Origin of the sequence: Pantoea sp. Cy-639 (assembly GCF_011752525.1) — a bacterium.
Classification (GTDB): Bacteria; Pseudomonadota; Gammaproteobacteria; order Pseudomonadales; family Pseudomonadaceae; genus Aquipseudomonas.
The window spans coordinates 1-20,166 of the sequence record NZ_VWXI01000025.1 but is presented as its reverse complement, the minus strand read 5'-3'; the positions used below and the strand labels follow the sequence as shown (position 1 = coordinate 20,166).

The 20,166-nt window shown below is 61.8% G+C and carries 17 protein-coding genes and 2 tRNA genes; 18 read left to right on the top strand and 1 reads right to left on the bottom strand.

The window, feature by feature from the left end; translation table 11 throughout:
• Nucleotides 1-97 precede the first annotated feature (97 nt).
• The 3 genes from carB to F3J43_RS22425 are packed head-to-tail and all read left to right on the top strand — an operon-like array spanning nt 98 to nt 4,225.
• Nucleotides 98-3,319, top strand: a complete 3,222-nt coding sequence (gene carB, locus F3J43_RS22435; RefSeq protein WP_166892311.1) for a carbamoyl-phosphate synthase large subunit — start codon at nt 98-100, stop codon at nt 3,317-3,319.
• A gap of 2 nt (nt 3,320-3,321) precedes the next feature.
• Nucleotides 3,322-3,798 (top strand): transcription elongation factor GreA, encoded by a 477-nt coding sequence (greA, locus tag F3J43_RS22430; RefSeq protein WP_054892675.1) that lies wholly within the window; start codon nt 3,322-3,324, stop codon nt 3,796-3,798.
• Nucleotides 3,776-4,225 (top strand): MFS transporter, encoded by a 450-nt coding sequence (locus F3J43_RS22425; RefSeq protein ID WP_166892308.1) that lies wholly within the window; start codon nt 3,776-3,778, stop codon nt 4,223-4,225. Before greA ends, F3J43_RS22425 begins: the two co-directional genes overlap by 23 nt.
• Before the next feature lie 12 nt (nt 4,226-4,237).
• Here F3J43_RS22425 and F3J43_RS22420 read toward each other — a convergent pair whose 3' ends face one another.
• Nucleotides 4,238-4,546 carry a YhbY family RNA-binding protein gene (locus F3J43_RS22420; RefSeq protein WP_085677204.1) on the bottom strand — a complete coding sequence of 103 codons (309 nt, stop codon included), beginning with the start codon at nt 4,544-4,546 and terminating at the stop codon, nt 4,238-4,240.
• 102 nt (nt 4,547-4,648) lie between these two features.
• On the opposite strand from F3J43_RS22420, the gene rlmE reads away from it, so the two are divergent.
• From rlmE to pnp, 15 genes are all read left to right on the top strand, one after another.
• Nucleotides 4,649-5,275 carry a 23S rRNA (uridine(2552)-2'-O)-methyltransferase RlmE gene (rlmE, locus tag F3J43_RS22415; protein ID WP_166892305.1) on the top strand — a complete coding sequence of 209 codons (627 nt, stop codon included), beginning with the start codon at nt 4,649-4,651 and terminating at the stop codon, nt 5,273-5,275.
• 194 nt (nt 5,276-5,469) lie between these two features.
• Complete coding sequence (ftsH, locus tag F3J43_RS22410) at nt 5,470-7,386, top strand: ATP-dependent zinc metalloprotease FtsH (protein WP_353618281.1); 1,917 nt, start codon at nt 5,470-5,472, stop codon at nt 7,384-7,386.
• 80 nt (nt 7,387-7,466) lie between these two features.
• Entirely contained in the window at nt 7,467-8,246 is a 780-nt protein-coding gene (folP, locus tag F3J43_RS22405) for a dihydropteroate synthase (RefSeq protein WP_286184950.1), read from the top strand.
• 17 nt (nt 8,247-8,263) lie between these two features.
• Nucleotides 8,264-9,604, top strand: coding sequence for a phosphoglucosamine mutase (gene glmM / locus F3J43_RS22400; protein ID WP_166892295.1), 1,341 nt, complete (start codon nt 8,264-8,266; stop codon nt 9,602-9,604).
• A gap of 66 nt (nt 9,605-9,670) precedes the next feature.
• Nucleotides 9,671-10,426: a triose-phosphate isomerase gene (gene tpiA / locus F3J43_RS22395; RefSeq protein ID WP_166892292.1), complete on the top strand. Its 756-nt coding sequence runs from the start codon at nt 9,671-9,673 to the stop codon at nt 10,424-10,426.
• Between the two features lie 4 nt (nt 10,427-10,430).
• Nucleotides 10,431-10,823, top strand: coding sequence for a preprotein translocase subunit SecG (gene secG, locus F3J43_RS22390; protein WP_028691255.1), 393 nt, complete (start codon nt 10,431-10,433; stop codon nt 10,821-10,823).
• Nucleotides 10,824-10,844: 21 nt separating this feature from the next.
• A tRNA-Leu gene (locus F3J43_RS22385) sits at nt 10,845-10,930 on the top strand.
• A 98-nt stretch (nt 10,931-11,028) separates the two neighbouring features.
• Nucleotides 11,029-11,105, top strand: a tRNA-Met gene (locus F3J43_RS22380).
• Between the two features lie 79 nt (nt 11,106-11,184).
• Nucleotides 11,185-11,694, top strand: coding sequence for a ribosome maturation factor RimP (gene rimP, locus F3J43_RS22375; RefSeq protein ID WP_353618280.1), 510 nt, complete (start codon nt 11,185-11,187; stop codon nt 11,692-11,694).
• 59 nt (nt 11,695-11,753) lie between these two features.
• Entirely contained in the window at nt 11,754-13,235 is a 1,482-nt protein-coding gene (gene nusA, locus F3J43_RS22370; RefSeq protein WP_166892289.1) for a transcription termination factor NusA, read from the top strand.
• Nucleotides 13,236-13,262: 27 nt separating this feature from the next.
• Nucleotides 13,263-15,794, top strand: a complete 2,532-nt coding sequence (infB, locus tag F3J43_RS22365) for a translation initiation factor IF-2 (RefSeq protein WP_166892286.1) — start codon at nt 13,263-13,265, stop codon at nt 15,792-15,794.
• 115 nt (nt 15,795-15,909) lie between these two features.
• Nucleotides 15,910-16,308, top strand: coding sequence for a 30S ribosome-binding factor RbfA (gene rbfA, locus F3J43_RS22360; protein ID WP_166892283.1), 399 nt, complete (start codon nt 15,910-15,912; stop codon nt 16,306-16,308).
• A gap of 3 nt (nt 16,309-16,311) precedes the next feature.
• Complete coding sequence (truB, locus tag F3J43_RS22355; RefSeq protein WP_166892280.1) at nt 16,312-17,229, top strand: tRNA pseudouridine(55) synthase TruB; 918 nt, start codon at nt 16,312-16,314, stop codon at nt 17,227-17,229.
• 147 nt (nt 17,230-17,376) lie between these two features.
• Complete coding sequence (gene rpsO, locus F3J43_RS22350) at nt 17,377-17,646, top strand: 30S ribosomal protein S15 (protein ID WP_011532144.1); 270 nt, start codon at nt 17,377-17,379, stop codon at nt 17,644-17,646.
• Between the two features lie 255 nt (nt 17,647-17,901).
• On the top strand, nt 17,902-20,007 hold the full coding sequence (pnp, locus tag F3J43_RS22345; RefSeq protein ID WP_166892277.1) for a polyribonucleotide nucleotidyltransferase: 2,106 nt from the start codon (nt 17,902-17,904) through the stop codon (nt 20,005-20,007).
• Nucleotides 20,008-20,166 lie beyond the last annotated feature (159 nt).

Genomic DNA, 20,166 nt, shown 5'->3' with positions numbered 1-20,166 from the left:
ATCAAGGCCCCGGGGCGGCCTGTGCCGCACCCGGAAGCGCCTGACCCAGATTGTTCAAGACGGCTTGCCGACTGACCCGCGGATTTGAGTGACAACCATGCCAAAACGTACAGACATCAAAAGCATCCTGATTCTCGGCGCTGGCCCGATCGTGATCGGCCAGGCCTGCGAGTTCGACTATTCCGGCGCCCAGGCCTGCAAGGCCCTGCGCGAGGAAGGTTTCCGCGTCATCCTGGTGAACTCCAACCCGGCCACCATCATGACCGACCCGGCCATGGCCGACGCCACCTACATCGAGCCGATCAAGTGGCAGTCGGTGGCCAAGATCATCGAGAAGGAGCGCCCGGACGCGGTGCTGCCGACCATGGGTGGCCAGACTGCACTGAACTGCGCCCTGGACCTGGAGCGCCACGGCGTTCTGGAAAAGTTCGGCGTGGAGATGATCGGTGCCAACGCCGACACCATCGACAAGGCCGAAGACCGTTCGCGCTTCGACAAGGCCATGAAGGCCATCGGCCTGGAGTGCCCGCGCTCCGGTATCGCCCACAGCATGGAAGAGGCCAATGCGGTCCTCGAGAAGCTCGGTTTCCCGTGCATCATCCGTCCTTCGTTCACCATGGGCGGCACCGGCGGCGGTATCGCCTACAACCGTGAAGAGTTCGAGGAAATCTGCACCCGTGGTCTGGACCTGTCGCCGACCAAGGAACTGCTGATCGACGAATCGCTGATCGGCTGGAAGGAATACGAGATGGAGGTGGTCCGCGACAAGAAGGACAACTGCATCATCGTCTGCTCGATCGAGAACTTCGACCCGATGGGCGTGCATACCGGCGACTCGATCACCGTTGCCCCGGCGCAGACCCTGACCGACAAGGAATACCAGATCATGCGCAACGCCTCGCTGGCGGTGCTGCGTGAAATCGGTGTCGAGACCGGCGGTTCCAACGTGCAGTTCGGCATTTGCCCGAACACTGGCCGCATGGTCGTGATCGAGATGAACCCGCGCGTTTCGCGCTCCTCGGCCCTGGCGTCCAAGGCTACCGGCTTCCCGATCGCCAAGATCGCCGCCAAGCTGGCCATCGGCTACACCCTCGACGAACTGCAGAACGACATCACTGGCGGCCGCACCCCGGCGTCCTTCGAGCCGTCGATCGACTACGTCGTCACCAAGCTGCCACGCTTCGCCTTCGAAAAATTCCCGAAAGCCGACGCTCGCCTGACCACCCAGATGAAATCCGTGGGTGAGGTCATGGCCATCGGTCGCACCTTCCAGGAGTCCCTGCAGAAAGCCCTGCGCGGCCTGGAAGTCGGCGCCTGCGGCCTGGACCCGAAAGTCGACCTGGCCAACCCGGAAGCAGCCGGCATCCTCAAGCGCGAGCTGACCGTGCCAGGCGCCGAGCGCATCTGGTACGTGGCCGATGCAATGCGTTCGGGCATGACCTGCGAGCAGATCTTCGACCTGACCGGCATCGACATGTGGTTCCTGGTGCAGATGGAAGACCTGATCAAGGAAGAAGAGAAGGTCAAGACCCTGGCCCTGTCGTCGATCGACAAGGACTACATGCTGCGCCTCAAGCGCAAGGGCTTCTCGGACCAGCGCCTGGCCAAGCTGCTTGGCATCACCGACAAGAACCTGCGCCGTCACCGCCACAAGCTGGAAGTGTTCCCGGTGTACAAGCGCGTCGACACCTGCGCCGCCGAGTTCGCCACCGACACCGCCTACCTGTACTCGACCTACGAGGAAGAGTGCGAGGCCAACCCGTCGACTCGCGACAAGATCATGATCCTGGGTGGCGGTCCTAACCGTATCGGCCAGGGCATCGAGTTCGACTATTGCTGCGTGCACGCCGCGCTGGCGCTGCGTGAAGACGGTTACGAGACCATCATGGTCAACTGCAACCCGGAAACCGTCTCCACCGACTACGACACCTCCGATCGTCTGTACTTCGAGCCGTTGACCCTGGAAGACGTGCTGGAAGTCTGCCGCGTCGAGAAGCCGAAGGGTGTGATCGTCCACTACGGTGGCCAGACGCCGCTGAAGCTGGCCCGTGCCCTGGAAGAAGCCGGCGTGCCGATCATCGGTACCAGCCCGGACGCCATCGACCGTGCCGAAGACCGTGAGCGCTTCCAGCAGATGGTTCAGCGCCTGAACCTGCTGCAGCCGCCAAACGCTACCGTGCGCAGCGAAGAAGAAGCCATCAGCGCCGCTGGCGGTATCGGCTACCCGCTGGTCGTGCGCCCGTCGTACGTACTGGGTGGCCGTGCCATGGAGATCGTCTACGAGCTGGACGAGCTCAAGCGCTACCTGCGTGAAGCGGTGCAGGTGTCCAATGACAGCCCGGTACTGCTCGACCACTTCCTCAACTGCGCCATCGAGATGGACGTGGATGCGGTCTGCGACGGCACCGACGTGGTGATCGGCGCGATCATGCAGCACATCGAGCAGGCCGGTGTTCACTCCGGTGACTCGGCGTGCTCGCTGCCGCCTTACTCGCTGAGCAAGGAAGTGCAGGACGAAGTCCGCGTCCAGGTCAAGAAAATGGCCCTGGAGCTGGGTGTGGTCGGTCTGATGAACGTGCAGCTGGCCCTGCAGGGCGACAAGATCTACGTGATCGAAGTCAACCCGCGCGCCTCGCGTACCGTGCCGTTCGTCTCCAAGTGCATCGGCACCTCGCTGGCGATGATCGCGGCCCGTGTCATGGCCGGCAAGACCTTGAAGGAGCTGGGCTTCACCGAGGAAATCATCCCGAACTTCTACAGCGTCAAGGAAGCCGTCTTCCCGTTCGCCAAGTTCCCAGGGGTTGACCCGATCCTCGGCCCTGAGATGAAATCGACCGGTGAAGTCATGGGTGTCGGCGACAGCTTCGGTGAAGCCTTCGCCAAGGCCCAGATGGGTGCCAGCGAAGTGCTGCCGACCGGCGGCGTCGCCTTCATCAGTGTGCGTGACGACGACAAGCCGCAAGTGGCTGGCGTTGCCCGCGACCTGATTGCCCTGGGCTTCGAAGTGGTCGCTACCGTAGGCACCGCCAAGGTCATCGAGGCGGCAGGCCTGAAGGTGCGTCGCGTGAACAAGGTGACCGAAGGTCGTCCGCACGTGGTCGACATGATCAAGAACGACGAAGTGTCGCTGATCATCAACACCACCGAAGGCCGCCAGTCGATCGCCGACTCCTACTCGATTCGTCGTAATGCGCTGCAGCACAAGATCTACTGCACGACTACCATTGCGGCGGGTGAAGCCATCTGTGAGGCGCTGAAATTCGGTCCCGAGAAGACCGTTCGTCGTCTGCAGGATCTGCATGCAGGACTCAAAGCATGAGCATTACCAAGTACCCGATGACCGTCCAGGGCGCTCGCGCCCTGGAGGAAGAGCATCTGTTCCTCAGCAAGACCGAGCGCCCGCGCCTGAGCCAGGCCATCGGTGAGGCCCGTGAGCTGGGCGACCTGAAGGAAAACGCCGAATACCATGCCGCCCGCGAAGAGCAGGGCATGGTCGAGGCGCGTATCCGTGATATCGAAGGTCGCCTGCAGAACTCGGTGGTGATCGATGTCACCACCATCGCCCACACCGGCAAGGTGATCTTCGGTACCACCGTGGACCTGGAGAACACCGAGACTGGCGATCAGGTGACCTACCAGATCGTTGGCGAGGACGAGGCCGACATCAAGAAGGGCAAGCTCTCGGCGAGCGCGCCCATCGCCCGCGCCATCATCGGCAAGGAAGAGGGCGACACCGTCGTCGTCAAGACGCCAAGCGGCACGGTCGAGTACGAGATTGTCGAAGTCAAGCACATCTGACCGGCGCCTGCGGGCGCCATCGCTCGAGGGTATCCTCTGGCAGCTGGCCCAGGTCTTCTGGGTCGGCGGCCTCTGGGTATTCCACGTCGGGCTGGTGCCGGCGCTCAAGGTCAGTGGCCTGGCGCCGTTGCTGGTGCATGATGTGGCCGGGCAGATCGACCGCTGGTTGATCGGCGTGGCGTTGCTCGGGCTGTTGACCCAGCTGGCGGTATTGGCGAGGGTGGATGGCCTGGCGGCCTGGTGGCGGCAGTTCCGCGGGCAGATGCTGTTGCTCGGCTTCGCGGCCTGTATCGGCTACTACACGCTGCGCTACGGGATCTCCGTGGGCGAGCGCTGGCAGATGTTCTGTTTCCTGGTGCTGGGCTTCTCTGGCATCGTGCTGGTGGCCCAGCCAGTTCCGGTCAGGGCGCGTCAACCGCGCCACTGAGCGGAGTCACCGTCACTTGTAGCGGTGGATGTTGGACAGCTGTTTGTTCGGCTGTGGGTTCTTGCGATAGATCAGCGCCTTCTTGCCGATGGTCTGCACCAGCTCGGCGCGACCGACCTTGCACAGTTCGGCGATGGCGGCGGCTCGCTCTTCGCGGTCCTCCGAGCGGATCTCGACCTTGATCAGCTCATGGTCGGCCAGGGCACGTTCCAGCTCGGCGATCACGCCTTCGTTCAAACCATTGCCCGCGACGATCAGGACCGGCTTGAGGTCGTGACCAATCGATTTGTATTGCTTCTTCTGCTCGTTATTGAGCGGCATAATCTGACCCTTTTCGTCTGATTCTGTAAAATTGGTGGCCATTTTACCCGAGGGCCCGTGGCTCCGCCCAGTCAATCACGACGCATATCATCGAGGTGCCCCGTGGCGCAACGTTCCAAGAGCAGCCATAACTGGCTGAGAGAGCATTTCAACGATCCTTTCGTCAAGCAGGCACAGAAGGATGGCTACCGCTCGCGCGCGAGCTACAAACTGCTGGAAATCCAGGAGAAGGACAAGCTGATCCGTCCCGGCATGAGCGTGATCGACCTCGGTGCCGCGCCCGGTGGCTGGTCGCAGGTGACCAGTCGTCTGATTGGCGGGCAGGGGCGTCTGATCGCTTCGGACATCCTGGAAATGGACACGATCCCCGACGTTACCTTCATCCAGGGTGACTTTACCCAGGACGAAGTGCTGGCGAACATTCTCCAGGCGGTCGGTGACTCGCACGTGGACCTTGTGATTTCCGACATGGCCCCCAATATGAGTGGTACGCCCGCGGTGGACATGCCGCGCGCCATGTTCCTCTGCGAACTGGCACTGGACTTGGCGACCCGCGTGCTGCGCCCCGGTGGCGACTTCCTGATCAAGATCTTCCAGGGTGAAGGTTTCGACGTGTACCTCAAGGAGGTGCGTGGCAAGTTCGACAAGGTGCAGATGCGCAAGCCGTCGTCGTCGCGGGATCGCTCTCGCGAGCAGTACCTGTTGGCCAGGGGTTTCAAGGGGGCGTAAGCGGCATTTTGCGGGGCCGCCGATAGTTAATTCCAATCGGCGGCAACGTCTGGATCGTCCGAACTTCGTGTAGTCTAGCTTTCACAAAGGGTTACAGACGGTGCCTGCGGATGCGTAGGTAATGTAGTAAGTTAGGGCGATGAATATCATGCGAGGCACGGTTGCGTCGTGCGCCGGCCTCAGAGGGTAGCGAATTGAACGACATGGCAAAGAATCTGATCCTCTGGTTGATCATCGCCGCCGTCCTGGTGACGGTGATGAACAACTTCTCGAGCCCTAACGAGCCGCAGACCCTCAACTATTCCGACTTCATCCAGCAGGTCAAGGATGGCAAGGTCGAGCGTGTGACCGTCGATGGCTACATCATCACCGGCAAGCGCACCGACGGCGACAACTTCAAGACCGTCCGCCCGGCCATCACCGACAATGGCCTGATCGGCGACCTGGTCGACAATCACGTCACCGTCGAAGGCAAGCAACCCGAGCAGCAGAGCATCTGGACCCAGTTGCTGGTCGCCAGCTTCCCGATCCTGGTGATCATCGCCGTGTTCATGTTCTTCATGCGCCAGATGCAGGGCGGTGCAGGGGGCAAGGGCGGGCCGATGAGCTTCGGCAAGAGCAAGGCGCGCCTGCTCTCCGAAGACCAGGTCAAGACCACGCTGGCTGACGTCGCCGGCTGCGACGAGGCCAAGGAAGAAGTTGGCGAACTGGTCGAGTTCCTCCGTGATCCGGGCAAGTTCCAGCGCCTGGGCGGTCGTATTCCCCGTGGCGTGCTGATGGTCGGCCCGCCCGGTACCGGTAAGACCCTGCTGGCCAAGGCCATTGCAGGTGAGGCCAAGGTGCCGTTCTTCACCATTTCCGGTTCCGACTTCGTCGAAATGTTCGTCGGCGTCGGCGCCAGCCGTGTTCGCGACATGTTCGAACAGGCCAAGAAGCACGCGCCGTGCATCATCTTCATCGACGAAATCGACGCCGTGGGTCGCCACCGTGGTGCCGGCATGGGCGGCGGTCATGATGAGCGCGAGCAGACTCTGAACCAGTTGCTGGTCGAGATGGATGGCTTCGAGATGAACGATGGCATCATCGTCATCGCTGCGACCAACCGTCCCGACGTACTCGACCCGGCGCTGCTGCGTCCTGGTCGCTTCGACCGCCAGGTGGTGGTCGGCCTGCCGGATATCCGCGGCCGTGAGCAGATTCTCAAGGTGCACATGCGCAAGGTGCCGGTTGGCGAGAACGTCAATGCCGCCGTCATTGCCCGTGGTACTCCAGGCTTCTCCGGTGCCGACCTGGCCAACCTGGTCAACGAGGCCTCGCTGTTCGCCGCCCGTTCCAGCAAGCGCCTGGTAGAGATGAAAGAGTTCGAGCTGGCCAAGGACAAGATCATGATGGGCGCCGAGCGCAAGACCATGGTCATGTCGGAAAAGGAAAAGCAGAACACCGCTTATCACGAAGCCGGTCATGCCATTGTCGGTCGCGTCGTTCCCGAGCACGACCCGGTGTACAAGGTGTCGATCATTCCGCGTGGTCGCGCCCTGGGCGTGACCATGTTCCTGCCGGAAGAGGACCGCTACAGCCTGTCCAAGCGTGCGCTGATCAGCCAGATCTGCTCGTTGTATGGCGGGCGTATCGCCGAAGAGATGACCCTGGGCTTCGATGGCGTCACCACCGGTGCGTCCAACGACATCATGCGTGCCAGCCAGATTGCTCGGAACATGGTCACCAAGTGGGGCTTGTCCGAGAAGCTCGGCCCGCTGATGTATGCCGAGGAGGAGGGCGAGGTGTTCCTCGGCCGTAGTGCGGCTAGCCAGCACGCCAGTGTCTCGGGTGAAACCGCCAAGATGATCGACTCCGAAGTGCGCAGCATCATCGATCACTGCTACGCGACGGCCAAGCAGATCCTCACCGATAACCGCGACAAGCTCGACGCGATGGCCGAGGCGCTGATGAAGTACGAAACCATCGATGCCGACCAGATCGACGACATCATGGCAGGTCGCACGCCACGCGAGCCTCGTGACTGGGACAATGACGCCGGTACTTCCGGTAACCAAGCCTCCCAGGATGACCGTCCGGAGTCGCCGATCGGCGGTCCAGCGGCTCAACACTAAGGGTTTCTATGACCTCACAGCAGTACCCGACCCGGTTGCCTTGCGGCAGCCGGGTTCTTGATTTGTCCCGTACCCATGTCATGGGTATTCTCAATATCACCCCCGACTCCTTCTCCGATGGTGGGCGCTTCAGTCAGCGTGACGAGGCCCTGCGCCATGCCGAAGCCATGGTGGCTGCAGGCGCGACCCTGATCGACGTCGGCGGGGAATCGACCCGCCCTGGCGCTCGGGCGGTTTCGCCGACCGAAGAGCTCGAGCGCGTGGCGCCGATCGTCGAGGCCATCAACAGTCGCCTCGACGTTGTCATCTCTGTCGATACCTCGACGCCTGCGGTCATGCGCGAGTCCGCTCGCCTGGGGGCCGGCCTGATCAATGACGTGCGCGCGCTGGAGCGTGATGGCGCGCTTGATGCCGCAGCCGATACAGGGCTGCCAGTGTGCCTGATGCACATGCGTGGTGAGCCGGGTAACATGCAGGACAATCCGCACTACGATGACGTGACCGCTGACGTGACGCGCTACCTCGAGCAGCGCATGGCTGCGTGCGCATCGGTAGGAATCGGAGCTGAGCGTATCATCCTGGATCCAGGCTTCGGCTTTGCCAAGACGGTCGAGCACAACCTGAGTCTGTTCAAGCACATGGAGGCGCTCTATCGCCTTGGGTGTCCGCTGCTGGTAGGGGTTTCGCGCAAGAGCATGATCGGCCTCACGCTAGGCCGGCCGGTCGGCGAGCGACTCTACGGCAGCCTGGCCCTGGCCGCTCTGGCCATGACCAAGGGGGCGAGCATCCTGCGTGTCCACGATGTGGCGGAGACCGTCGATGTCGTGCGCATGATCGCCGCAGTGCAGAACGCCGAATAAGAACATTGGAGTCACTCATGAGCAGAAAATATTTTGGTACCGACGGTATCCGTGGCCGCGTCGGTCAATATCCCATCACCCCCGACTTCATGCTGAAGCTGGGCTGGGCCGCCGGCATGGCGTTCCGCAAGCAGGGCCACTGCCGTGTGCTGGTCGGCAAGGACACGCGCATCTCCGGTTACATGTTCGAATCCGCGCTGGAGGCTGGTCTTTCTGCCGCAGGTGCTGACGTGATGTTGCTCGGCCCGATGCCGACGCCAGCCATCGCCTACCTGACCCGTACGTTCCACGCCGAGGCGGGGATCGTCATCAGCGCTTCGCACAATCCGCACGACGATAACGGCATCAAGTTCTTCTCCGGTGCGGGTACCAAGCTGCCCGACGAAGTCGAGTTGATGATCGAAGAGCTGCTGGACCAGCCGATGAGCGTCGTCGAGTCCAGCAAGCTGGGCAAAGTGTCGCGCATCAACGATGCGGCCGGTCGCTACATCGAGTTCTGCAAGAGCAGCGTGCCGTCCAGCACCAGCTTCGACGGGCTGAAGATCGTCGTGGACTGCGCGCACGGCGCGACCTACAAGGTTGCGCCGAGCGTGTTCCGCGAGCTTGGCGCGGAGGTGACCGTGCTGCATGCTGCGCCGGATGGCCTGAACATCAACGAAGGCTGCGGCTCGACGCATATCGAATCGCTGCAGGCCGCGGTGCTGGTGGGACATGCCGACCTGGGCATCGCCTTCGATGGTGACGGTGACCGGGTGCTGATGGTCGACCACACCGGAGCCATCGTCGATGGTGACGAGTTGCTGTTCATCATCGGTCGGGACATGCAGGAACGTGGCAAGTTGCAAGGCGGCGTGGTCGGCACGCTGATGAGCAACCTGGGCCTGGAGCTGGCTTTCAAGGAGCTGGATATCCCGTTCGTGCGGGCCAAGGTCGGGGACCGCTATGTCATGGCCGAGCTGCTCGAGCGTGACTGGCTGCTGGGTGGCGAGAACTCCGGGCATGTCGTGTGCGGTAGCCACACCACCACCGGTGACGCGATCATTGCCGCGTTGCAAGTGCTGATGGCCCTCAAGCGCCGTGGCGAGAATCTCGCCCAGGCTCGTCAGGCCGTGCGTAAATGCCCGCAGGTGCTGATCAATGTGCGCTTCCAGGCCGGCAAGAGCGACCCGCTGGAGAACCCGTCGGTCAAGGAGGCCTGTGCCAAGGCTACCGAGGCCATGGCCGGGCGCGGTCGTGTGCTGCTGCGCAAGTCCGGGACCGAGCCGCTGGTGCGGGTGATGGTCGAAGGGGATGACGAAAGCCAGGTACGCGGCCATGCCGAGGCCCTTGCCAAGCTCGTTGCCGAAGTTTGTGCCTGAAAGAGGCTTGCCAGCGCAGATCGGGTTGGGTAAGATCTGCGCCCACTTTGACCGACGAGGTAAAGCATGCGTCGCCCCATGGTAGCTGGTAACTGGAAGATGCACGGTACCCGCGCCAGCGTCGCTGAGCTGACTCAGGGCTTGGGCGAAATGCCCATTCCCAGCGGTATCGAAGTCGCGGTGTTTCCGCCGGCCTTGTTCATCAGTCAAGTGATTGATGGTCTGGAAGGCAAAGGAATCATCGTTGGAGCACAGAATTCTGCGGTACAGCCCGAACAGGGCGCCTTGACCGGTGAAGTTGCGCCGAGTCAGTTGGCCGAAGTGGGCTGCAAGTTAGTGTTGGTTGGCCATTCCGAACGTCGCCAGATTATCGGCGAAAGTGACGAAGTGCTGAATCGCAAGTTTGCAGCCGCACAAAAAAGTGGTTTGACGCCAGTGCTCTGCGTAGGGGAAACTCTCGAAGAGCGTGAGGCAGGCAAGACGCTAGAAGTTGTAGGGCGTCAACTAAGCAGTGTTATCGACGCGTTCGGTATTGCCGCTTTTGCCAATGCAGTAATTGCCTATGAGCCTGTCTGGGCCATCGGTACTGGTTTGACGGCCTCGCCCCAGCAAGCCCAGGATGTGCATGCCGCCATCCGCAAGCAGCTGGCAGTGAAGGACGCCGAAGTTGCCAATAAGGTGCAGCTTCTCTACGGCGGCAGCGTGAAGGCGGCCAATGCGGCCGAACTGTTCGGCATGCCGGATATCGATGGGGGGCTCATTGGTGGAGCGTCCCTGAACGCAGACGAATTCGGTGCAATTTGTCGCGCCGCAGGAAACTGAACAAATGCTGGAAACAGTCGTAGTTGTTTTTCATCTGTTGGCGGCACTGGCACTGGTTGTAATGGTGCTGCTGCAACAGGGTAAGGGTGCGGAAGCAGGTGCATCTTTCGGCGCAGGTGCTTCAAATACTGTGTTCGGAAGCCAAGGTTCCGCTACCTTTTTGAGTAAAGTTACTGCTATACTTGCTGCCACTTTCTTTTTGACTGCACTTGGGTTAGGATACTTCGCCAAGCAGCAGGCTCACCAGCTGACTCAAGCTGGTCTGCCAGATCCAGCAGTGCTGGAAGTCAAAGAGCCAAAGCCGGCAGTCAATGATGATGTACCGGTGCTCCAGCAGCAGAAGAGTGAAACCACCAACTCTGGTGATGTACCTCCTCCAGCCAAAGAGCAGCAGTAACGGGTTTCAAGAAGTAGTATTGCCGAGGTGGTGGAATTGGTAGACACGCAACCTTGAGGTGGTTGTGCCCATAGGGTGTAGGGGTTCGAGTCCCCTTCTCGGTACCAATTGAAGCATGAGAGCCCGCTTTAGCGGGCTTTCTTGCAGGTGGAAGTTGGATTGACCCTGCACAGGGTTCGGTCTTATACTTTTGCCCCAGCTTTGTCGCGGGGTGGAGCAGCTTGGTAGCTCGTCGGGCTCATAACCCGAAGGTCGTTGGTTCAAATCCAGCCCCCGCAACCAGCTTCAGCAGAGCCCCTTTTCAGGGGCTTTTTGCTAGCCGAACAGTTATCGGCGTCGTTGTCCAACGACGCTTTCAGGGATGGGCGCTTCGCCCATTTTTTATTTGCACAGCATGCACGAGGGGGTTCAGGTGTCGAGCAAGCTAGAACAGTTGCAGGCCTTGTTGGCCCCGGTGGTCGAGGGTCTGGGCTATCAGTGCTGGGGGATCGAATACGTCTCTCAGGGCAAGCATTCAGTACTGCGTATCTATATCGACAAGGAAGGCGGCATCCTGGTGGACGACTGCGAAGCGGTCAGCCGTCAGGCCAGTGCCATCCTCGATGTCGAGGATCCGATCAGCAGTGAATACACCCTCGAGGTTTCTTCTCCAGGCATGGATCGCCCGCTGTTCACACTGGAACAGTTTGCCTCGCATGCCGGCGAACAAGTGAAGATCAAGCTGCGCACGCCCTTCGAGGGTCGTCGTAACTTCCAGGGCCTTCTCCGCGGTGTGGAGGATCAGGATGTGGTGGTCCAGGTGGACCAGCATGAGTTCCTGTTGCCGATCGACTCGATCGACAAGGCCAATATTATTCCCAGTTTTGACTGAGACGTGCCGGACCCGGCGGACTGTCCGGGCCCAATGGCTTGCGCAAGGCGAGGCGTACGATGAGCAAAGAAGTACTGCTGGTTGTTGAATCGGTATCCAACGAGAAAGGTGTACCGCCCGGCGTCATTTTCGAAGCGCTGGAAGTGGCCCTGGCCACTGCAACCAAAAAACGTTTTGAGGACGAAGTCGACCTGCGTGTGGAAATCAACCGCCACACCGGTAGCTACGAGACCTTCCGCCGCTGGACCGTGGTCGACGAAAACGACCTGGACGATCCGGCGATCGAGACCTGGCTGGAAAAGATCCAGGACACGCACCCGGACGCCAAGATCGGTGACGTGATCGAAGAGAAGATCGAGTCGATCGAATTCGGCCGCATCGCCGCCCAGACCGCCAAGCAGGTCATCGTGCAGAAGGTCCGCGAGGCCGAGCGTGCCCAGGTGGTCGACGCTTATCGTGAACGCGTGGGCGAGATCATCTCCGGTACCGTGAAGAAGGTCACCCGCGACAACGTCATCGTCGACCTGGGCAACAACGCCGAAGCGCTGCTGGCCCGTGAAGACATCATTCCACGTGAGACCTTCCGTGTCGGTGTGCGCCTGCGTGCACTGCTCAAGGAAATCCGCACCGAGAACCGCGGTCCGCAACTGATCCTGTCGCGTACCGCGCCGCAGATGCTGATCGAGCTGTTCCGCATCGAAGTGCCGGAAATCGCTGAAGGCCTCATCGAAGTCATGGCCGCTTCCCGTGATCCGGGATCGCGCGCCAAGATCGCCGTCCGCTCCAAGGACAAGCGCATCGACCCGCAAGGTGCCTGCATCGGCATGCGTGGTTCGCGCGTCCAGGCCGTATCCGGCGAGCTGGGCGGTGAGCGTGTGGATATCGTCCTGTGGGACGAGAACCCGGCGCAGTTCGTCATCAACGCCATGTCGCCGGCTGAAGTCGCGGCGATCATCGTTGACGAGGACGCCCATGCGATGGATATCGCCGTCGCCGAGGACAACCTGGCACAGGCTATCGGCCGTGGTGGCCAGAACGTCCGTCTGGCCAGCCAGCTGACCGCCTGGACCCTGAACGTGATGACCGAGAAGGACATCCAGGCCAAGCAGCAGGCCGAGACCGGCGACATCCTGCGCAATTTCATCGAGGAACTGGAAGTCGACGAGGAGCTGGCACAAGTGCTGGTCGACGAAGGCTTCACCAGCCTCGAAGAGATTGCCTACGTACCGTTGGAAGAAATGCTCAACATCGATGGCTTTGACGAAGATATCGTCAACGAGCTTCGCGCTCGGGCCAAGGACCGTTTGTTGACCAAGGCCATCGCTACCGAAGAAAAACTGGCAGACGCCCATCCGTCCGACGACTTGCTCTCCCTCGAGGGCATGGACAAGGACCTGGCAGCGGAACTGGCGGTGCGCGGCGTGGTTAACCGCGAAGACCTGGCCGAGCAGTCGATCGACGACCTGCTCGACATCGACGGCATCGACGAAGAGCGTGCCGGCAAGTTGATCATGGCCGCCCGAGCCCACTGGTTCGAGTAATTAGGCGCGGCCTGAGGAGAGAAGTGCATGACGCAAGTCACGGTGAAAGAACTGGCCCAAGAGGTCGAGGCACCGGTAGAGCGCCTGCTGCAGCAGATGCGTGAGGCAGGTCTGCCGCACACCGACGCCGGTCAGGTAGTGACCGATAACGAAAAGCAGACGCTGCTGGCCCACCTGAAGAGCAGCCACAAGAGCAAGGCGGAAGAGCCGCGCAAGATCACCTTGCAGCGCAAGACCACCAGCACTCTGCGTGTCGCCGGTAGCAAGAGCATCAGCGTAGAAGTACGCAAGAAGAAAGTATTCGTGCAGCGCAGCCCGGAAGAAATCCAGGCTGAGCAGAAGCGCGAGCAGGAAGAGCGCCGTGCGGCCGAGAACGCCGCGCGTGACAAAGCCGACGCCGAAGCGCGCCAGCGTGCCGAGGAGCAGGCCCGTCGTCAGGCGGCCGAAGCCCCGGCTGCCGCGCCTGCGGCCAAGGCCGAGCCAGCCCCTGCGGTAGTGGCCGACGCGCCGGTGTCCGAAGACGCCGCCGCCCGTGCTGCCGAGCGCAAGAAGGACGAGACCCGTCGCAACGAAAGCCGCAGCCGTGACGACGACCGTCGTGGTGGTGGCGTCGCCGGCGAGCGTCGCGGCGAAGCCCCGCGCGTGTCGATCAAGGTCAAGGTCAAGGAGAAGGAAAAGGCTCCGACGCCTCGTGCCGCGCCACGTACCACCGATGAAGAAAGCGATGGTTTCCGTCGCGGTCGCGGTGGCAAGGGCAAGCCGAAGAAGCGCAACCAGCATGGCTTCCAGAACCCGACAGGTCCGGTCATCCGTGACGTGACCATCGGCGAGACCATCACCGTCTCCGAGCTGGCGCAGCAGATGTCGGTCAAGGGCGCTGAAGTCGTCAAGTTCATGTTCAAGCTGGGTACCCCGGTCACCATCAACCAGGTGCTCGACCAGGAAACCGCTCAGCTGGTTGCCGAAGAACTGGGCCACAAGGTCACCCTGATCAGCGACACCGCCCTGGAAGACTCCCTGGCCGAATCGCTGAAGTTCGAAGGCGAGACCGAGTCGCGTGCTCCGGTCGTGACCGTCATGGGTCACGTCGACCACGGCAAGACCTCGCTGCTCGACTACATCCGTCGTGCCAAGGTAGCCGCAGGCGAAGCCGGTGGTATCACCCAGCACATCGGTGCCTACCACGTGGAAACCGACCGCGGCATGGTCACCTTCCTCGACACCCCTGGTCACGCTGCGTTCACCCAGATGCGTGCCCGTGGTGCCAAGGCCACCGACATTGTCATCCTGGTGGTGGCAGCGGACGACGGCGTGATGCCGCAGACTCGCGAAGCCGTGCAGCATGCCAAGGCAGCTGGCGTTCCGCTGGTGGTCGCGGTGAACAAGATCGACAAGCCGGGTGCCGACATCGATCGCATCCGCAACGAGCTGGCCGTCGAAGGCGTGACCTCCGAGGACTGGGGTGGCGACACTCCGTTCGTCAAGGTTTCGGCGAAGATGGGTACCGGTGTCGACGAACTGCTCGAAGCCGTCCTGCTGCAGGCCGAGATCCTCGAGCTGACCGCCACCCCGACCGCTCCAGGCCGTGGTGTCGTCGTCGAATCGCGCCTGGACAAGGGCCGTGGCCCGGTGGCGACCATCCTGGTTCAGGACGGTACCCTGCGTCAGGGCGACATGGTCCTGGTCGGTTCCAACTATGGCCGCGTGCGTGCCATGCTCGACGAGAACGGCAAGCCTGTGAAGGAAGCTGGTCCGTCGATCCCGGTCGAGATCCTCGGCCTGGACGGCACCCCGGACGCCGGTGACGAGATGTCCGTGGTTGCCGACGAGAAGAAGGCGCGCGAAGTCGCCCTGTTCCGTCAAGGCAAGTACCGCGAGGTCAAGCTGGCCCGCGCCCACGCCGGCAAGCTGGAAAACATCTTCGAGACCATGGGTCAGGAAGAGAAGAAGACCCTCAACATCGTCCTCAAGACCGACGTGCGCGGTTCTCTCGAGGCGCTGCAGGGCTCGCTCTCCAGCCTGGGCAACGACGAAGTGCAGGTCCGCGTGATCGGTGGCGGCGTCGGTGGTATCACCGAGAGCGACGCCAACCTGGCGCTGGCTTCGAATGCAGTACTGTTCGGCTTCAACGTGCGTGCCGATGCCGGCGCGCGCAAGATCGTCGAGCAGGAAGGTCTGGATATGCGTTACTACAACGTGATCTACGACATCATCGAAGACGTCAAGAAGGCCCTGACCGGCATGCTCGGCAGCGATGTTCGCGAGAACATCCTGGGTGTCGCCGAAGTCCGTGACGTGTTCCGTTCGCCGAAGTTCGGTGCCATCGCTGGCTGTATGGTCATCGAGGGTACCGTGTACCGCAACCGTCCGATCCGCGTACTGCGCGAGGACGTGGTGATCTTCGAAGGCGAGCTGGAATCGCTGCGTCGCTTCAAGGACGACGCCGCCGAAGTGCGTAACGGCATGGAGTGCGGTATCGGCGTCAAGAGCTACAACGACGTCAAGGTCGGCGACAAGATCGAAGTCTTCGAGAAAGTCCAGGTGGCACGTACTCTGTAAAGAGCGTGCCTGGCGCAAACCCCGCCCCAGGGCGGTCGGTGACGCCTCTGAAGGTAGCGCCCGGTCAGGCTTGAGCCTGTCCGGGCGTTTGCCGCTTTAGCTACAGGTAGCAAGAATGGCCAAAGAATATAGCCGTACCCAACGCATCGGTGATCAGATGCAGCGTGAGCTGTCGGAGCTGATCCGCCGTGAAGTCAAAGACCCGCGCGTCGGCCTGGTGACCATCACCGCCGTCGACGTCAGCCGCGACCTCGGTCATGCCAAGGTGTTCATCACCGTGATGGGCCAGGACGACGCGGACGCCGTGCCGCAGACCCTCAAGGCCCTGAGCAGTGCCGCCAGTTTCCTGCGCCTGCACCTGGGCCGGGTGATGCAGCTGCGCAGCGTGCCGCAACTGCACTTCCACTTCGACGAGAGCGTCAGCCGCGGTGCCCATCTGTCGGCGCTGATCGAGCGGGCGGTCGCCGAAGACCGTCAGCACAAGGATGCCGACAAGCCGGACACCGAGGAGTAAGCGGTGGCCCAGGTCAAACGTATCCGCCGCAACGTCAGCGGCATCATCCTGCTCGACAAGCCGCTGGGGTTCACCTCCAACGCCGCGCTGCAGAAAGTCCGCTGGTTGCTCAATGCAGAGAAGGCTGGCCATACCGGCAGTCTCGACCCCCTGGCCACCGGCGTGCTGCCGCTGTGCTTCGGTGAGGCGACCAAGTTCTCGCAGTACCTGCTCGATTCTGACAAGGGTTACGAAACGGTCATGCAGCTGGGGCAGACTACCAGCACCGCCGACGCCGAAGGCGAAGTCCTGCAGACCCGTGAGGTAACCGTTGGTCGCGCCGATATCGAGGCGGTGATCCCGCGTTTTCGTGGCGACATCCTGCAAATACCGCCGATGTACTCGGCGCTCAAGCGTGACGGCCAGCCGTTGTACAAGCTTGCACGTGCAGGAGAGGTAGTGGAGCGCGAGGCGCGTTCTGTTACTATTGGCCGCTTGGAGTTGCTCGAGTGCGAAGGCACCCGCGCGCGCCTGTCGGTTGGCTGCAGCAAAGGCACCTATATCCGCACGCTGGTCGAGGATATGGGGGAGGCGCTGGGCTGTGGTGCCTACGTCGCCGAACTGCGCCGTACCCAGGCAGGTCCTTTCGAGCTGGCACAGACCGTGACGCTCGAGGAACTCGAACAGGCCCACGCCGAAGGTGGCAACGAAGCGCTCGATCGCTTCCTGATGCCATCGGACAGCGGGTTGCAGGACTGGCCGCTGGTCGTGCTGTCCGAGCACAGCGCGTTCTACTGGCTGCATGGGCAGGCAGTGCGCGCGCCGGATGCACCGCAGTTCGGCATGGTCCGGGTACAGGATCACAATGGTCGCTTCATCGGTATCGGTGAAGTGAGCGAAGACGGGCGCATTGCGCCGCGTCGACTGATTCGGTCGGAATGACCGGAACCGTGGGTCAGGCTTCGGCTGAAACCTGCGGAATCAAGGGTGGCTGTCAGTAGGCACGGTCACACCTTCTTTATTAATACAGGGATTTGTCCCTGGCCTATTGGAGCCCGTTCGCGGGATCCGTTTATCAGGAGAAGCCAAATGGCCCTCAGCGTCGAAGAAAAAGCTCAGATCGTTGCCGAATACCAGCAAGCCGCCGGCGATACCGGTAGCCCGGAAGTGCAGGTTGCTCTGCTGACCGCCAACATCAACAAGCTGCAAGGCCACTTCAAGGCCAACGAGAAAGACCACCACTCCCGTCGTGGTCTGATCCGTATGGTCAACCAGCGTCGTAAGCTGCTGGACTACCTGAAGGGCAAGGACACCACTCGTTACAGCGCCCTGATCGGTCGCCTGGGCCTGCGTCGCTAATAGCGGCCTGGCCAGTGGTGTGCATGGCGCGTTGCATGTCCGGTGTGGCCTGGCTCTGCCAGACCGCGCCGGCGTTCAACGCGCCACGCGTATCTTCGAGGCTGGCAGCCTGGTGCTGCTGAGCGGTTCATCCGCTTGGCGACCAGGCTCCGGCCTCGTGTTGTATCTGGACGGTCGATGGAGCCGATTCTCTTTCCCGCCCAAGAATTCGCAAGAGCAAGTTCCCCCAAGAGCCACTGAAAAAGGTAGGAAACCGTGAACCCGGTAATCAAGAAATTCCAGTTCGGTCAATCGACCGTTACTCTCGAAACGGGCCGTATCGCCCGTCAGGCGACCGGCGCCGTGCTGGTTACCGTCGATAACGACGTCACCGTGCTGGTGACCGTGGTCGGCGCCAAGCAGGCCGATCCGGGCAAGGGCTTCTTCCCGCTGTCCGTGCACTACCAGGAAAAGACCTACGCCGCCGGCAAGATCCCGGGTGGCTTCTTCAAGCGTGAAGGCCGTCCTTCCGAGAAAGAGACCCTGACCTCGCGCCTGATCGACCGTCCGATTCGCCCGCTGTTCCCTGAAGGCTTCATGAACGAAGTCCAGGTCGTCTGCACCGTGGTTTCCACCAGCAAGAAGACCGATCCGGACATCGCTGCGATGATCGGTACCTCGGCCGCTCTGGCCATCTCCGGCATTCCGTTCGAAGGCCCGATCGGCGCCGCCCGCGTCGCCTTCCACGAAAGCACCGGCTACCTGCTGAACCCGACCTACGAGCAACTGGCTGCCTCCAGCCTGGACATGGTCGTCGCCGGTACCGAGTCCGCCGTACTGATGGTCGAGTCGGAAGCGCAAGAGCTGACCGAAGACCAGATGCTGGGCGCCGTACTGTTCGCCCACGACGAATTCCAGGCCGTCATCAAGGCGGTCAAGGAGCTGGCTGCCGAAGCTGCCAAGCCGACCTGGGACTGGAAACCTGCCGTCGCCAACACCGAACTGTTCAACGCCATCCGCGCCGAATTCGGCGAAGCGGTGTCGCAGGGCTACACCATCACCGTCAAGGCTGACCGCTACGCGCGCCTGGGTGAACTGCGTGACCAGGCTGTCGCCAAGTTCTCCGGCGAAGAAGGCCAACCGTCGGCTGGCGAAGTCAAAGACATCTTCGGCGAGATCGAGTACCGCACCGTTCGCGAAAACATCGTCAACGGCAAGCCGCGTATCGACGGCCGTGACACCAAGACCGTGCGTCCGCTGAACATCGAAGTCGGCGTTCTGCCGAAGACCCACGGTTCGGCCCTGTTCACCCGTGGCGAAACCCAGGCCCTGGTCGTCGCGACCCTGGGTACTGCCCGTGACGCCCAGTTGCTGGACACCCTCGAAGGCGAGAAGAAAGACCCCTTCATGCTGCACTACAACTTCCCGCCGTTCTCGGTGGGCGAGTGCGGCCGCATGGGCGGTGCCGGTCGTCGTGAAATCGGCCACGGCCGTCTGGCCCGCCGTTCGGTTCAGGCCATGCTGCCTGCCGCCGACGTGTTCCCGTACACCATCCGCGTGGTCTCGGAAATCACCGAATCCAACGGTTCCAGCTCCATGGCCTCGGTCTGCGGCGCTTCGCTGGCCCTGATGGATGCCGGTGTACCGATGAAAGCCCCGGTTGCCGGTATCGCCATGGGCCTGGTCAAGGAAGGCGAGAAGTTCGCCGTTCTGACCGACATCCTCGGTGACGAAGACCACCTGGGCGACATGGACTTCAAGGTAGCCGGTACCGCCAAGGGCGTCACCGCGCTGCAGATGGACATCAAGATCAACGGCATCACCGAAGAGATCATGGAGATCGCCCTGGGCCAGGCGCTGGAAGCGCGCCTGAACATCCTCGGCCAGATGAACCAGATCATCGGTGAATCGCGTACCGAGCTGTCGGCCAACGCCCCGACCATGATCGCGATGAAGATCGACACCGACAAGATCCGTGACGTCATCGGTAAAGGCGGCGCCACCATTCGCGCGATCTGCGAAGAGACCAAGGCTTCGATCGACATCGAAGACGATGGCTCGATCAAGATCTTCGGCGAGACCAAGGAAGCGGCAGATGCTGCCAAGCAGCGCATCCTGGGCATCACCGCCGAGGCCGAGATCGGCAAGATCTACGTCGGCAAGGTCGAGCGCATCGTCGACTTCGGCGCCTTCGTCAACATCCTGCCGGGCAAGGACGGCCTGGTGCACATCTCCATGCTGAGCGATGCTCGCGTCGAGAAAGTCACCGACGTGCTGAAGGAAGGCCAGGAAGTCGAAGTACTGGTGCTGGACGTGGACAACCGCGGTCGCATCAAGCTGTCGATCAAGGACGTCGCCGCTGCCAAGGCATCGGGCGTCTAAGCATCACGGCTGAAGAGAAGGACCCTTCGGGGTAATGCCAGTCAGTTAAGACTGACGCTTTGAGCTTTAGCCCGTAGGCCGCAAAATCCGATGCTTGGAAACGAGCATCGGATTTTTTATGCGCCTAGCAAAAGCACTGTCCCTCACTCACGAAATGGC

What these genes read in the sequence shown, in the direction of transcription:
- carB (WP_166892311.1), top strand. Translation starts at nt 98, where the DNA reads ATGCCAAAACGTACAGACATCAAAAGCATCCTGATTCTCGGCGCTGGC.
- F3J43_RS22420 (WP_085677204.1), bottom strand. Translation starts at nt 4,546, where the DNA reads ATGCCGCTCAATAACGAGCAGAAGAAGCAATACAAATCGATTGGTCAC.
- folP (WP_286184950.1), top strand. Translation starts at nt 7,467, where the DNA reads ATGGGTATTCTCAATATCACCCCCGACTCCTTCTCCGATGGTGGGCGC.
- glmM (WP_166892295.1), top strand. Translation starts at nt 8,264, where the DNA reads ATGAGCAGAAAATATTTTGGTACCGACGGTATCCGTGGCCGCGTCGGT.
- tpiA (WP_166892292.1), top strand. Translation starts at nt 9,671, where the DNA reads ATGCGTCGCCCCATGGTAGCTGGTAACTGGAAGATGCACGGTACCCGC.
- secG (WP_028691255.1), top strand. Translation starts at nt 10,431, where the DNA reads ATGCTGGAAACAGTCGTAGTTGTTTTTCATCTGTTGGCGGCACTGGCA.
- rimP (WP_353618280.1), top strand. Translation starts at nt 11,185, where the DNA reads ATGGGCGCTTCGCCCATTTTTTATTTGCACAGCATGCACGAGGGGGTT.
- nusA (WP_166892289.1), top strand. Translation starts at nt 11,754, where the DNA reads ATGAGCAAAGAAGTACTGCTGGTTGTTGAATCGGTATCCAACGAGAAA.
- infB (WP_166892286.1), top strand. Translation starts at nt 13,263, where the DNA reads ATGACGCAAGTCACGGTGAAAGAACTGGCCCAAGAGGTCGAGGCACCG.
- rbfA (WP_166892283.1), top strand. Translation starts at nt 15,910, where the DNA reads ATGGCCAAAGAATATAGCCGTACCCAACGCATCGGTGATCAGATGCAG.
- rpsO (WP_011532144.1), top strand. Translation starts at nt 17,377, where the DNA reads ATGGCCCTCAGCGTCGAAGAAAAAGCTCAGATCGTTGCCGAATACCAG.